The organism is Nocardiopsis sp. NPDC049922, assembly GCF_040660275.1.
GTDB lineage: Bacteria > Actinomycetota > Actinomycetes > Streptosporangiales > Streptosporangiaceae > Nocardiopsis.
Genome location: NZ_JBFAME010000006.1, coordinates 376,107 through 389,763, shown reverse-complemented (window position 1 = coordinate 389,763; position 13,657 = coordinate 376,107). Strand labels below are relative to the sequence as shown.

Sequence of the window (13,657 nt, the reverse complement as noted above, 5' to 3'; positions counted from 1 at the left end):
TGTCCCACCTCGGCCTGGACGCCGCTGTCTTCCGCCGCGGTGGGTGCGGGTGTGGTGCGCGCGAGGACGACAACACGAAAGCGAGGCCGTGAATGGGTTCTCATGAGGGGTCGCTGTTCAAACGGTGCGGATGCCGCCACGAGACCACCACCAAACCGCTGGGTGCGAAGTGTCCGAAGCTGCGGCGTGAGGACGGGGCGTGGAACCCCCGCCACGGCGAGTGGGCCTTCCAGCTCGAACTCCCCCGCACCGGTGAGGGCAAGCGCCGCCAGGCACGCCGGGGCGGCTTGGACTCGCAGGAGCAGGCCCAGGCCCAGCTCAATCACGTCAAGGCGCTGGTCCGCCTGGCCGAGGACGAGGCAGAGGTGGAGGTTCAGGTCGCTGACCTGATCCAGCAAGCCCTGCGCGCACGGCGTCCGTTGCCGGAGACGGTCGAGGTCAAACGCCGCGTCGGGGCCGGGGTGCGCACCCGAGAGAAGATCCCGACCGTCGCCCAGTGGCTCAAAGAGTGGTTGGACGGCAAACCCGACCTCGCGCTGAAGACTCGGGTCTCCTACGAGGGGCACATCCGCAACTACCTCGTGCCGCACCTGGGGGCCACACGCCTGGACAAGCTGACCTCGTGGCAGGTGGAGGAGATGTTCGCCGCGATCGAGGAGAACAACCAGCGGATCCTGGAGTGTCGCGAGTCCGACGACGCGAAGGTCAAGGCATCCGTGAAGGGGCAACGGATCATCTCGCTGTCGACCAAACACCGCATCCGCGCCACGCTTCGGAGTGCGTTCTCCGAAGCGGTGCGACGCCCGGATCTGCCGGTGGGGGTGAACATCGCCTCCCACGCCCGGTTGCCGTCGTGCCCGCGCAGCAAGCCGTTGGTGTGGACGGCCGAGCGGGTGCGCCAGTGGCAGATCGATGGGGTGGTGCCGGGGGAGGTAATGGTGTGGACCCCGGAGCAGACCATCACCTTCCTCACCCACGCCCGCAAGTACCGGTGGTTGTTCCCGATGTTCCACCTGATCGCCGTCAAGGGACTCCGGCGAGGCGAAGCGGTCGGGCTCCCCTGGGCGAACACTCGGCTGACCGACGGTCAGGTCGACATCCGCACCCAGGTCATCACTTTGGGGTGGAAGACGATCACGACCACACCGAAGAGCGCCGCCGGGCAGCGCACCATCACCTTGGACTCCGGCACGGTCAAGGTGTTGCGGTCGTGGAAGCGGTTCCAGAACGAGGCCCGCCTCCAGGCGGGGCAGGCGTGGAGGGGTTCGGGGTTGGTGTTCACCCGGTCTGATGGGTCGGGGTGGCATCCGGGGGAGGTGACCCGGTGGTTCAACCGGATCTGCAGGGCGGCGGGGTTGCCGCCGATCCACCTGCACGGGCTCCGCCACGGGGCCGCGTCGCTCGCCCTGGCGGCGGGTGCGGATGTGAAGGTGGTCTCCACCGAGCTGGGCCACGCGACCACGCATTTCACCCAGGACACCTACCAGACGGTGTTCCCCGAGGTCGCCAAGGCGGCGGCCGAGGCGACAGCGGCCCTGCTCAAACCGGTCCGCGCGTAGCGGTGGGGTAGCCGGACCGGGGAGCACACCAGGAGCGAAACCTCGCCTCCGACCCCGGGCCACGCGGGAGGTTTACTCCCGCTGGCCTGGGGTTTCCCCACTCCGGGAGCCTCCATCCGATCGGATGGGAGGTCTGGTGGTTTCTCGTTTGTTCGTAAGCGGTGCCCGTCAGCTCTGATGGGTGCCTGTTGGACTGGTGGTAGAAGGTCAGGTTTCGTGGCTGCCGTGTGGGCGGCGGGCCGGTGGCCCCTGGGCGGTTCCTGGGGGATGGGGTGGCTGTGTGTGGGGGCACGGTCGGGCTCACGGGGCTGCGGTGGCGGTGGTCGGGGGCGGTGCGTGAAGCGTGTCAGGTGTCCAGGGCCCGGCGCTCCACCGTCTTTGCCGCGTCCTCTTGCCCTGCCTCGCGTAGTTCCTGCAGTAGGTAGGCGATGCCGTACGGGTTGGTGAGGGGGGTGTGGGTGGCTGCGCGGGAGACCAGTGCCTGCACCGCTTCCTCTTGCCCTGCCTCGCGTAGTTTCTGCAGCAGGCGGGCGACGCCGTACGGGTCGGTGAGGTCGACGTGGGTGGCGGGGTCGCGCGCCAGCAGCGCCTGCACTGCTTCCTTCTGTCCCGCCTCGCGCAGTTCCTTCAGCAGGCGGGCGACGCCGTACGGGTGGGTGAGCGTGGTGTGGGCGGCGGGGTCGCGCGCCAGCAGTGCCTGCACCGCTTCCTCCTGTCCCGCCTCGCGCAGCTCCAACATTAGGTCGGCGATGCCGCCCGGGTGGGTGAGGGGGAAGTGGGTGGCTGCGCGGGAGGCCAGTGCCTGCACCGCTTCCTCCTGTCCCGCCTCGCGCAGCTCCAACATTAGGTCGGCGATGCCGCCCGGGTGGGTGAGGGTGGTGTGGGTGGCGGGGTCGCGCGCCAGCAGTGCCTGCACCGCTTCCTCCTGTCCCGCCTCGCGCAGCTCCCCCAGTAGGCCGGCGACGCCGTCCGGGTCGGTGAGGGGGGTGTGGGTGGCTGCGCGGGAGGCCAGCGCCTGCACCGCTTCCTCTTGCCCGGCCCAACGCAGTTCCTGCAGCACGCGGGCGACGCCGTGCGGGTCGGTGAGGGTGGTGTGGGTGGCTGCGCGGGAGGCCAAGGTTGCCGCCGCCTCCTTCCGCCCTGCCTCGCGCAGTTCCTGCAGCAGGCGGGCGACGCCGCCTGGGTTGGTGACGGGGGTGTGGGTGGCTGCGCGGGAGGCCAGTGCCTGCACCGCTTCCTCTGCTTCCTCTTGCCCTGCCTCGCGTAGTTCCTTCAGCAGGCGGGCGACGCCGACCGGGGCGGTCAGGGTGGTGTGGGTGGCTGCGCGGGAGGCCAAGGTCGCCGCCGCCTCCTTCCGCCCTGCCTTGCGCAGTTCCTGCAGTAGGTCGGCGATGTCGCCCGGGTGGGTGAGGGTGGTGTGGGTGGCGGGGTCGCGTGCCAGCAGCGCCTGCACCGCTTCTTCCTGCCCGGCCCAACGCAGTTCCTTCAGCAGGTGGGCGAGATCGTGCGGGTTGGTGAGGGGTGTGTGGGTGGCTGCGCGGGAGGCCAAGGTTGCCGCCGCCTCCTGTCGCCCTGCCTCGCGCAGTTCCTGCAGTAGGTCGGCGACGCCGCGCGCGTCGGTGAGGTCGGTGGTGTCGGGGTTGTGCATGTGAGGGCCTTGGTGGTGAAGGGGTTCTGGTGTCAGGGCAGGGTAGCGGTGGCTGGTGACAGTTGGGTGGTGGTGTCGGTGGTGGGGTGTGTGGGCGGCGGGTACGCCGGGACGGCCCCGGGGGGTGGAGAGGGGTTCGCAGGGCGGTTGTGGGGCGCTGGCGGGCGGATGCGGGGCCGCCCCTGGGGCGCGCCCTGGACGGGCCCCACACGGTCACGGGACGGCAAAATGCTCCGCGAGGTGGGTGCCCACCTGTACTGGACCTCGCACTGGGGAGCACACGAGGAGCATTTCAGGGCTCCAGACGGGCCTCGCGCCTCGTCTGTTCGACTCGTGCACCCCGTTTGACCTGGGGTTTTGTGGCGCACCCGGCAGGATTCGAACCTGCGGCCATCGGATTAGAAGTCCGGTGCTCTATCCACTGAGCTACGGGTGCCTGTTTCAATTGTCGCCCTGTGTGGCGGCGCGTTGCCGCGTCGTTACCCACGGCGCGGTTGGGGTGCCGCTTCCCAGGGCGGGGGCCGGACGGCGACCTACGATCGGATGGCCCGTGTCGTGGTGCCTGTGGCGTCCCGGGCAGACATTCTAGGGTATTCGTCTGATGTCGCCCACAGCCGGGCAAAGTCTGACCAACTACGGTCATTCGTAGATGCGTCTCGTTACCACTCGTGCTCCACCAAACCGGGTGCTATGGGCCTCGTGCACCACGTTACCGGTGATTAACCCCCGATGCGGTGCTGCGCCGCTGGCGTTTCGCGAAGTCCGACCGGGCCGCCCCTCGGAGGGCGGCCCGGCGGGTCAGAACATCCACCACTGACCCGCGAGGAGCATCATGGACGCCAGTGTGACCAGCATCGGGCTTTCCCTTCACGGTCGACTGTAGGACGCTCTAGGTCTATGGGCGAATACATTGCGTGGCAAACGTTGGTTTGCTGGGGTTTGGGCTTGCCTGGGGTCGCTGTTGACACGGATACCGTGGTCGGGTGCGATCTCTCGGACTCGTGGCCGGCTTCCTGCTAGATGCGGTGGTCCCGGACCCTCGCCATGGACACCCCGTGGCGCTCTTCGGTCGTGCCGCGCGGGGATGGGAACGCCTCGTCTACCGGGACTCCACCCTGGCCGGGGCGCTGTTCGCGGCGGGCGCCGTGACGCCGGTCGTCGTGGCCGGTTCGCTGGTGCGCGGGGCCGTGCCGACCGCCGTCACCGCGTGGGCGACGCTCGGCGGCTCCATGCTGGGGCGTGAGGCCGGGAGGGTCGCTGACGCGCTCGAGGCCAGCGACCTGGAGCGGGCACGCGGACTCCTCCCGGGTCTGTGCGGTCGCGATCCCGCGGAACTGGACGAGGGCCAGATCGCGCGCGCGGTCGTGGAGTCCGTCGCCGAGAACACCTCCGACGCCGTCGTGGGCCCCCTCGTCTGGGGCGCGCTCGCCGGGGTCCCCGGGCTCGCCGGATTCCGTGCCGTGAACACCCTGGACGCCATGGTCGGCCACCGAAACGCCCGGTACGCGCGGTTCGGCACGGCCTCGGCGCGTCTGGACGACCTTGCCGGGTGGGGCCCCGCCAGGCTCACCGCCCTGTTGGCCGTCCTCGCGGCCCCCGTGGTGGGCGGCGACGTCGAGCGCGCGTGGCGGGTGTGGCGCCGCGACGGACGCGCCCACCCCAGCCCGAACGCGGGTCAGTGCGAGGCCGCGTTCGCGGGCGCGCTCGGGCGGTCCCTGGGCGGCGTCAACGTGTACGCGGGCAGGGAGGAGGCCAGGCCGGTGCTGGGCGACGGGCCGCCGGTCGAGGTCGCCGACGTCCGGCGCGCGGTGCGCCTGGCCAGGGCGGTCAACGTCCTGGCCCTCGTCGTCGCCGCCGGGGCGGCACGGTGAACGCGCTGCTGGTCGCCGGAACCACCTCGGACGCGGGCAAGAGCGTGGTCACGGCGGGGCTGTGCCGCTGGCTGGCCAGGCAGGGCGTCAGCGTGGCGCCCTTCAAGGCCCAGAACATGTCGCTCAACTCGGCGGTCACGCCCGGGGGAGCGGAGATCGGCCGCGCCCAGGCCATGCAGGCGGCGGCGTGCGGCATCGAACCGACCGCCGACATGAACCCCGTGCTGCTCAAGCCCGGGGGCGACGGTCGCAGCCAGGTCGTCCTCGACGGCCGCGCGGTCGGCGACGTGGACGCCCTCGGCTACGGGACCCTGCGCGAGCGCATGCGCGAGGCCTCCCTGAAGGCGTTGGCGCGGTTGCGCGCCCAGTACGACGTGGTCGTCTGCGAGGGCGCCGGCAGTCCGGCCGAGATCAACCTGCGCGCGGGCGACATCGCGAACATGGGTCTGGCCCGCGCCGCCGACCTGCCCGTGGTGGTCGTCGGCGACATCGACCGCGGCGGCGTCTTCGCGTCGATGTTCGGCACCCTGGCGCTGCTGGACGCACCGGACCAGGCGCTGGTCGCCGGGTTCGTGGTGAACAAGTTCCGCGGCTCCCGCGAACTCCTGGAGCCCGGTCTGGACATGCTCCGAGCCCTGACGGGGCGCCCGGTGCTCGGGGTGCTCCCGTGGTTGGAGGGGCTGTGGCTGGACGTCGAGGACTCCCTGGCGCTGGACGTCGCCCGCGGGCCGATGCGACCGCCCCTGGGTGAGGTCCTGCGGGTCGCGGTGGTCCGCTACCCCCGGATCAGCAACTTCACCGACATCGACGCCCTCACCGTCGAACCCGGCGTCGACGTCCGCTTCGTGACCGCGCCGCACCAGCTGGCCGACGCCGACCTCGTGGTCCTGCCCGGCAGCCGGGCCACCGTCGCCGACCTGGCCTGGCTGCGGGAGCGCGGCCTCGCGCCGGTGCTCGCCGACCGGGCCGCCCGGGGCCGCCCGGTCCTGGGCGTGTGCGGCGGCTACCAGATGCTCTCCCGGTGGATCGACGACCCCGTGGAGTCGAGGTCGGGCCGCGTCGCCGGGCTGGGGCTGCTCCCCACCACCGTGGGTTTCGCCCGGGACAAGACCCTGGCACGCCCGGTCGGAACCGCCTACGGCGAACGCGTGGCCGCCTACGAGATCCACCACGGCCGCGTCGACGTGCACGGCGGAGAGCCGTTCCTGGACGGCTGTCGGCGGGGGGCCGTCTGGGGCACGACCTGGCACGGCGCCCTGGAGAACGACGCCTTCCGCCGTGCCTTCCTCGGGGACGTCGCCCGGACGGCGGGCCGCGGGTACGTCCCGGCCGGGGACACCGACTTCGCGGCGGAGCGCGAGGCCCGCCTGGACGCACTCGGCGACCTCGTCGAGCGGCACCTGGACACGGACCGGATCCGGCGGCTCCTGGATGAGGGGGCGCCCTCCGACCTGCCGGTCATCCCTCCGGCGGGACCCGTGGGATGACCGGCGTGGCGGGACTCACGCGGCGAGGCTGCGCGCGTAGTTCACCTGGTCGTTGATCTGTCGGCCCAGACCCGGGTGCGCCGCCGGGATGTTGGTGGCGTGGTAGGTGCCGTGTCCCTGGACGGTCACCTGGATGTGCCCGGTGGTCTTCTGCTCCTTGACCAGCAGGATGAGCAGACCGAGCAGGCAGGTCCACCAGAAGATCAGGATCGCGGTGATGATCGCCCAGGTCGGGGTGCTGGTCTCGGTCCGGCTCATGTCGGTGACCGTCCACACCGTCCCCTTGATCGGGACGCGTCCGGCGGGGGTGATCACCGTGTGCTGGGTGATCGCGATGTCCCCGATGGTGAGGAGGGGCGTCTCGTCGGGGACCGCGCCGTAGGGGTCGGGGGCCTGGTAGCCGCCGGTCCCGGGGTTGTAGGGCTCCATCGCCCCGCCGCCGTGCTGCTCAGGGGGGAGCCCCCACCCGGGGTGCTCACCGCTGGGCTGCTGCCACGGGTCGCCCGGGTTGGGGTTGGGGTACTGGTTCATGCCGCGATTGTGTCAGAGCCTTCGGGCCCGTCAGGCGGAAACCGGCCCAGGGTGGGGATTCGCGCCCTGTTGGGACGTCCCGGACGTGGCGGGAATTGGCCGGATGTGGCCACGCGCGACTCCCCGTGACGACCACTCATCAGTCCGTGTTCGACGCGTTTGGGCTGCGTGTGGCGTGGCTCACGTCAAACCCCCGAATCTCCGGCGCTCCCGCACGCCCGGAGCGGTAAACATGAATGTCTTTCGCGATTTGGTTACCTGCACGTAACATGCCGCTGATCCATCGCCGACCCCCAGGTGGTGACAGCACGTGTTCCCCCGACTCAGAACGCGACTGCGTACCGGCGCCGCGGGCGCCGCACTCGTGGTCACGGCGGCGACCGCGGGCGCCCTCCCCGCGACCTCGGCCGCGGCCGACCCCGGACCCCTCCCGGACTACTGCGCCCCCGAGGGCTGCCACGACATCCTCCCGCCCGGCCAGAACGGCAACGCGACGCTCGTCGAGATCCTCGGCCATCAGCTCTTCGGCACCCGGCCCCGGCACTCGTCCAGCCAGCTGGACATGTACGACAACCTCGTCCACCACTACGACGGCCTCACCGAGGAGCGCCTGGACGACTTCTTCCTCGACGCCACGTTCGGGGTGGACCCCGACGACGTCGGCCGCGAGTACCAGCCCCGCGAGGACGTCACCATCGTCCGGGACGCCGGTCACGGCATCCCGCACATCACCGGCACCACGCGCGAGGGCACCATGTTCGGCGCCGGGTACGCCGCCGCCGAGGACCGCCTCTTCCTCATGGACGTCCTGCGACGTGTCGGCCGCGGCGAGCTCACCTCCTTCGCGGGAGGGGCCCAGGGCAACCGCGCCCTCGAACAGGACCTGTGGAGCACCGCCCCCTACACCGAGGAGGACAAGCAGGCCCAGATCGACCGCGTCGCCGCCAGCGGTGAGCGCGGCCGCCAGGCGCTGGAGGACGTCGACGCCTACCTCGACGGCGTCAACACCTACATCCGCCAGTCCGACCGGGGCCGCTACTTCCCCGGTGAGTACGTCCTGACCGGGCACAAGAACGCCATCACCAACCGCGGGGAGATCGAGCCCTTCACGCCCACCGACGTGGTCGGCATCGCGGCCATGGTCGGCGGCATCTTCGGCGGCGGTGGCGGCGGCGAGGTCCGCTCCGCGATCGTCCTCGCCAACTTCCAGGACCGCTACGGCCCAGAGCGCGGCGCCGAACTCTACGCCGACTGGCGGATGGAGAACGACCCCGAGGCCGTGGTCAGCGTCGACGGCGAGTTCCCCTACACCGGCACGCCCGACGTCCCCGTCGGCGAGGTCCTGCCCGACCCCGGCTCGGTCGAGCGCTACGACATCGTCCACGACGAGTACGGTTCCGCCGTCTCCGGCGAGAGCGTCGAGCCGCTGGCCGCTGAGGCGGCGGCCCGGACCGAGGAGACCGAACCCGAGGACACCGCCGACCCGCCGACCCTGGACGACCTGCCGGACGCCCAGCTGGAACAGGTCGAGGAGATGGCCGAGGACGGCGACGTGGACGCCCTGGAGGGCGTCTTCAACGACGGCGTCCTGCCCGACGGGTTCCTCGACCCGCGCGGCATGTCCAACGCCCTGCTGGTCTCGGGCGAGCACACCGAGAGCGGCAACCCCGTCGCCGTCATGGGCCCCCAGACCGGCTACTTCTCCCCGCAGCTGCTCATGCTCCAGGAGCTCCAGGGGCCGGGGATCAGCGCCCGGGGCGCCTCCTTCGCGGGCGTGAGCTTCTACGTCCAGATGGGCCGCGGCGTGGACTACGCCTGGAGCGCCACCTCGGCGGGCCAGGACCTCACCGACACCTTCGCCGTCGAGCTGTGCGAGACCGACGGCTCCACCCCCACGACGGACTCGCGGCACCACGTCGACACCTCGGGCGCGTGCGTGCCCTTCGAGGAGCTCAGCGTCTCCAACGACTGGGAGCCCACCGTCGCCGACCAGACCCCGGCGGGCGGGTACACCCTCACCTCCCTGCGCTCCGAGTACGGTCTCGTGGAGTCCTTCGCCACGGTGGACGGCGACCCGGTCGCCTTCACCTCGCTGCGCTCCACCTACATGCGGGAGGTCGACTCGATCATCGGCTTCCAGCAGTTCAACGACCCGGACGCGGTGACCTCGGCGGAGACCTTCACCGCGGCCGCCTACGACATCGGCTACGCGTTCAACTGGCACTACGTCGACGACGAGGACATCGCCTTCGTCAACTCCGGCGCCAACCCGGTCCGGCTCGCGGGCACCAACCCCAACCTGCCGATCGACGCCTCCTCGGCCGCGGGCTGGTCGGGCTGGGACCCCGCGACCAACGCGGTCGACTACCACCCGCTGGCCGACCACCCGCAGGCGGTCAACCCCGACTACATCGTCAACTGGAACAACAAGCCCGCCCAGGGGTACACCTCCGGCTGGTCCACCGGGTCCGTGCACCGCGGTGACCTGCTCGACGTCCGCGTCTCCGCGCTCGTCGAGAGCGGCCACCGGTTCACCCCCGCGTCGCTCACCCAGGTGATGATGGAGGCCGGAACCGCCGACCTGCGCGCCCAGGAGGTCCTCCCGCTGCTGCTGGAGGTCATCGACTCCGCCGAGATCGACGACCCCGACCTGGCCGCCGCCGTCGAGGAGCTGCGCGCCTGGCACGAGTCCGGCTCGCTGCGGCGCGAACCCGAACGCGACGCCGGACACTACGCGCACGCCGACGCCATCCGCGTGCTCGACGCCTGGTGGCCGCGCCTGGTCCGGGGCCAGTTCGAACCCGGGCTCGGCGGGGGCCTCTACACCGAGCTGACCCGCGCCGCCCGCGTCGACGAGTCGCCCTCCAGCGGCGGCCACGTCGGTTCGGCCTTCCAGTACGGCTGGTGGTCCTACGTCGACAAGGACCTGCGCGCCGTGCTCGGCCACGACGTGGAGGGGGCGCTGGGCGACGCCTACTGCGGGGGCGGGGACCTCGACGCCTGCCGCACGGTCCTGCTCGACACCCTCGCCGAGGCCGCGGCCGTCCCCGCGGACGAGGTCTACCCGGGTGACGGGTCCTGCTCGGCCGGGGACCAGGTGTGCGCCGACGCGGTGGTCCACAGCACCGTCGGCGGGATCGGCATGTGGCCGATCGCCTGGCAGAACCGGCCCACGTACCAGATGGTCTACCAGTTCTCCGGAGGCCGCTGACCCGTCCTGACCTGGTCCGCGGCGCGCCGCGGACCAGGTGGGCGGAACGCGCGCGGTCGCGGTCCGGGGCGGTCCGCGCGTGTGCGCCGCCGCGGACCGCGACCGCGTATCACTCCGGTGAATCACGTGCTTCGCCCGGCCCGTATGGGTAGCTTAAGGATTACCCGATACGTCGCGGGAGGGCCGCAGAACATGCCTGACTGGCTGATCTGGATGATCCTCGCTGTCGCCCTCGGAGTCGCCGAGGCCCTCACACTGACCTTCGTGCTGGGACTCGTCGCCGTCGCGGCACTCGTCGCCGCGCTCCTGGGTGCGATCGGCCTGCCCGTGGCCGTGCAGATCATCGGGTTCGCCGCGACCGCCGCCGCCGGACTCGTCCTGGTCCGGCCGATCATGCAGCGACAGATGACCCGAGGACCCGACGCGCGCTCGGGCGCCGCCGCCCTCGTGGGCCGCTCCGGCGTCGTCCTCCGGGAGGTCGACGGCGACCGCGGTCTGATCAAACTCTCCGGAGAGGAGTGGTCGGCACGGTGCATCGACGAGGACCTGGTGATCCCGGTCGGCGCGCACGTCGACGTCATGGAGATCGACGGCGCCACCGCCGTGGTCTACCCCCGGGAGGCCCTGCCCTGAGCCCCGAGGCGACGGGCTCCGACATCCCGAACAGTCCCGATCCACAGCCACGACCCCAAGGTCAGGTGCGGACATGATCGACCCGACCATTCCCTTCGTCATCCTCGCGGTCATCCTCGTGGCCATCGCCCTGTCGGCGATCCGCATCGTCCCGCAGGCGAGGGCCTACAACATCGAGCGCTTCGGTCGCTACATCAAGACCCTGAACCCCGGCCTGAACTTCATCATCCCGGGCGTCGACCGAGTCAACACCAAGTTCGACCTTCGTGAGCACGTCTTCAGCTCCCGGCCGCAACCGGTGATCACCGAGGACAACCTCGTCGTCAACATCGACACCGTCCTCTACTACCAGATCACCCAGCCCAAGGCCGCGGCCTACGAGGTCGCCAACTTCCTCCAGGCCATCGACCAGCTCACCGTCACCACCCTGCGCAACGTCATCGGCTCCATGGACCTGGAACGCACGCTCACGTCCCGGGAGGAGATCAACACCCGCCTGCGCGGGGTCCTGGACGACACCACCGGCAAGTGGGGCATCCGGGTCAACCGCGTCGAGATCAAGGCGATCGACCCGCCGCCCACGATCAAGGAGGCGATGGAGAAGCAGATGCGGGCCGACCGCGACAAGCGCGCCGCCATCCTGCACGCCGAGGGTGAGCGCCAGGCCCGGATCCTCAAGGCCGAGGGCGCCCGCCAGCAGGCCATCCTGGAGGCCCAGGGCGACCAGCAGGCGGCCATCCTGCGCGCCGACGGCGAGGCCAAGGCCGTGGAGCGGGTGTTCCAGGCCGTGCACGCCAACGACGCCGACGCCAAGCTGCTCGCCTACAAGTACCTGGAGACCCTGCCGCACCTGGCGCAGGGCGAGGGCAACACGTTCTGGGTCATCCCCGGCGAGCTGACCGAGGCGATCAAGAACGTCACCCACGCCTTCGCGGGAGAGGCGGCCAAGACCGTGCCCTCCACGGAGAAGGAGGCCGAGGAGATCGGCGCCGGACCGGCGCGGATCACCGCGGGCCAGGAGCGTGACCGGTCGTCGTCGGAGCAGGCCGCGGTGGACGCCGCCGAGGCGGCCGAGCGCGCGGTCGCGGACGCACGCGACGACGTGCGCCGCGCCGGGGCGTCCATGGGCACGATGCCGGGGCCGCGCGAGGAGACCTGAGCGGCCTGGGACGGACGTCGGCCCCGCGCCCGGGACCATCGGGGGGCGCGGGGCCGACGCGCGGCTCGCGGAACCGCGGGCGGGGCGGGTACGGGACTGGGGCCGGTGTGTGCGACGGCCGGCGCACCGGTTCGCGGACGGACACGCGGCCTGGGGCGGGGACGATGGCGGCGCCGCCCCCCTGACCGCCGCGCCCCGCCTCGCTCTGGCCAGGCCAGGCTTGGCTTGGTCGGGCCAGGTCAGGTGAGCAGGAGCTTGCCCGTGGTCCTGCGGCCGGTGAGATCACGGTGCGCCCGCCCCGCCTCGGCCAACGGGTACCGGCCGCCGATCCGCACGTCGAGCCGACCGGCGGCGAGGAGTTCGAACAGGTCGCGCGCCCGCCCGAGCAGTTCCTCACGCTCGGCGACGAAGTGGGCCAGGGACGGCCGGACGAGGTACACGGATCCGGCCTGGGTCAGCCGCAGCGGATCGACGGGCGGCACCATCCCGCTGGACTGACCGAACAGCGCCAGCACGCCGCGCGGGCGCAGCGACGCGAGGCTGGCGTCGAACGTGTCCCTGCCGACCCCGTCGTAGACCGCTGCGACCCCGGCGCCGTCGGTGAGGTCGCGTACGGCCCCGGCCACGGGAGTCTCGGTGTAGCGGATGATCTCGTCCGCGCCCGCCTCCCGGGCGAGCCGCTCCTTCTCCTCCGTGGACACGGTCCCGATGACGCGGGCCCCGCGCTCCTTGGCCAACTGGATGAGGAGCAGACCGGTACCGCCCGCGGCCGCGTGCACCAGGACGGTGTCGCCCTTGTCGACGGCGTACACCGTGCGGGTGAGGTAGTGCGCCGTGAGCCCCTGGAGGAGCAGCGCCGCCGCCTGCTCGTCGGTGACCGCGTCCGGTACGGGGACCGCGAGGGAGGCCTTGACGACCGCCCGGTCGGCGTAGCCGCCGGGGGCCATCGCCCATCCGACGCGCTGACCGACGGAGAGGTCGTCCACGCCCTCGCCCACGGCCGCGATCACACCGGCGGCCTCCATGCCGGGGACGTAGGGGAGGGGGACGTCGTACTGGCCCTCGCGCTGGTAGACGTCGATGAAGTTGACGCCGCGGGCGGCCACGTCGATCAGGACCTCGCCGGGCCCTGGCCGGGGGTCGTCCCTCTCGGTCAGCCGCAGTACTTCCGGGCCGCCGTGTTCCTCGATGACGATGGCGCGCACTGGTCCACTCCTTCGCTGGCTCCGAACTTCCCGCATCATGTCAGCCGCGTCGGATTCCCTCCTATTCCGTGGTGGGAGGCGCCCGAGGTCAGTGCGTCGGGACCGTTCCCGCGCGGGTGAGAACGATCCTTGCGGAGGACGGGCCCCGCCTGGGCCGGGACGATTCCCGCACGGGACCCGCCGGCGGGTGGGTCGGGGTGACCGGAGCCTGGTTCGGCGTGATCCGCGTCGGCTCAGCGGACCGGCGCCCCGATGCATGGATCGGGGATGGGCGGCTCACGGAGTACCGAGGTCGCTGTGGCCGCGCGTTCCGGTGGGACGGGCCCTCGCGCGGACCACGCCCGCCCGTTTCC

The 13,657-nt window shown here is 71.6% G+C and carries 9 protein-coding genes and 1 tRNA gene; 6 read left to right on the top strand and 4 right to left on the bottom strand.

Going from position 1 to position 13,657, the window contains the following annotated elements; genetic code table 11:
- Window positions 1-92: 92 nt before the first annotated feature.
- The gene (locus tag AB0I72_RS14585; protein ID WP_358567558.1) at window positions 93-1,559 is read left to right on the top strand and encodes a tyrosine-type recombinase/integrase; all 1,467 of its coding nucleotides are present in this window, start codon (window positions 93-95) and stop codon (window positions 1,557-1,559) included.
- A gap of 346 nt (window positions 1,560-1,905) precedes the next feature.
- Here AB0I72_RS14585 and AB0I72_RS14580 read toward each other — a convergent pair whose 3' ends face one another.
- Window positions 1,906-3,207, bottom strand: coding sequence for a hypothetical protein (locus tag AB0I72_RS14580; RefSeq protein WP_358567555.1), 1,302 nt, complete (start codon window positions 3,205-3,207; stop codon window positions 1,906-1,908).
- Between the two features lie 360 nt (window positions 3,208-3,567).
- Window positions 3,568-3,643 (bottom strand) — tRNA-Arg (locus tag AB0I72_RS14575).
- A 547-nt stretch (window positions 3,644-4,190) separates the two neighbouring features.
- On the opposite strand from AB0I72_RS14575, the gene AB0I72_RS14570 reads away from it, so the two are divergent.
- Both AB0I72_RS14570 and AB0I72_RS14565 read left to right on the top strand, forming a co-directional pair.
- The gene (locus AB0I72_RS14570; RefSeq protein ID WP_358567553.1) at window positions 4,191-5,078 is read left to right on the top strand and encodes a cobalamin biosynthesis protein; all 888 of its coding nucleotides are present in this window, start codon (window positions 4,191-4,193) and stop codon (window positions 5,076-5,078) included.
- Window positions 5,075-6,565, top strand: a complete 1,491-nt coding sequence (locus tag AB0I72_RS14565; RefSeq protein ID WP_358567550.1) for a cobyric acid synthase — start codon at window positions 5,075-5,077, stop codon at window positions 6,563-6,565. The genes AB0I72_RS14570 and AB0I72_RS14565 overlap by 4 nt, the downstream gene beginning before the upstream one ends.
- Before the next feature lie 15 nt (window positions 6,566-6,580).
- On the opposite strand, the gene AB0I72_RS14560 is transcribed toward AB0I72_RS14565, so the two are convergent.
- A complete protein-coding gene (locus AB0I72_RS14560) occupies window positions 6,581-7,096 on the bottom strand; it encodes a hypothetical protein (protein WP_358567547.1) in 516 nt (171 codons plus the stop codon).
- 310 nt (window positions 7,097-7,406) lie between these two features.
- Here AB0I72_RS14560 and AB0I72_RS14555 point away from each other — a divergent pair, with 310 nt between their 5' ends.
- From AB0I72_RS14555 to AB0I72_RS14545, 3 genes are all read left to right on the top strand, one after another.
- Window positions 7,407-10,307: a penicillin acylase family protein gene (locus tag AB0I72_RS14555; protein WP_358567544.1), complete on the top strand. Its 2,901-nt coding sequence runs from the start codon at window positions 7,407-7,409 to the stop codon at window positions 10,305-10,307.
- 192 nt (window positions 10,308-10,499) lie between these two features.
- A complete protein-coding gene (locus AB0I72_RS14550) occupies window positions 10,500-10,940 on the top strand; it encodes an NfeD family protein (RefSeq protein ID WP_358567542.1) in 441 nt (146 codons plus the stop codon).
- 73 nt (window positions 10,941-11,013) lie between these two features.
- The gene (locus tag AB0I72_RS14545) at window positions 11,014-12,099 is read left to right on the top strand and encodes an SPFH domain-containing protein (RefSeq protein ID WP_358567539.1); all 1,086 of its coding nucleotides are present in this window, start codon (window positions 11,014-11,016) and stop codon (window positions 12,097-12,099) included.
- Window positions 12,100-12,338: 239 nt separating this feature from the next.
- On the opposite strand, the gene AB0I72_RS14540 is transcribed toward AB0I72_RS14545, so the two are convergent.
- The gene (locus AB0I72_RS14540) at window positions 12,339-13,304 is read right to left on the bottom strand and encodes a quinone oxidoreductase (RefSeq protein ID WP_358567536.1); all 966 of its coding nucleotides are present in this window, start codon (window positions 13,302-13,304) and stop codon (window positions 12,339-12,341) included.
- Between the last annotated feature and the right edge of the window lie 353 nt (window positions 13,305-13,657).

What these genes read in the sequence shown, in the direction of transcription:
- AB0I72_RS14585 (WP_358567558.1), top strand. Translation starts at nt 93, where the DNA reads ATGGGTTCTCATGAGGGGTCGCTGTTCAAACGGTGCGGATGCCGCCAC.
- AB0I72_RS14580 (WP_358567555.1), bottom strand. Translation starts at nt 3,207, where the DNA reads ATGCACAACCCCGACACCACCGACCTCACCGACGCGCGCGGCGTCGCC.
- AB0I72_RS14560 (WP_358567547.1), bottom strand. Translation starts at nt 7,096, where the DNA reads ATGAACCAGTACCCCAACCCCAACCCGGGCGACCCGTGGCAGCAGCCC.
- AB0I72_RS14550 (WP_358567542.1), top strand. Translation starts at nt 10,500, where the DNA reads ATGCCTGACTGGCTGATCTGGATGATCCTCGCTGTCGCCCTCGGAGTC.
- AB0I72_RS14545 (WP_358567539.1), top strand. Translation starts at nt 11,014, where the DNA reads ATGATCGACCCGACCATTCCCTTCGTCATCCTCGCGGTCATCCTCGTG.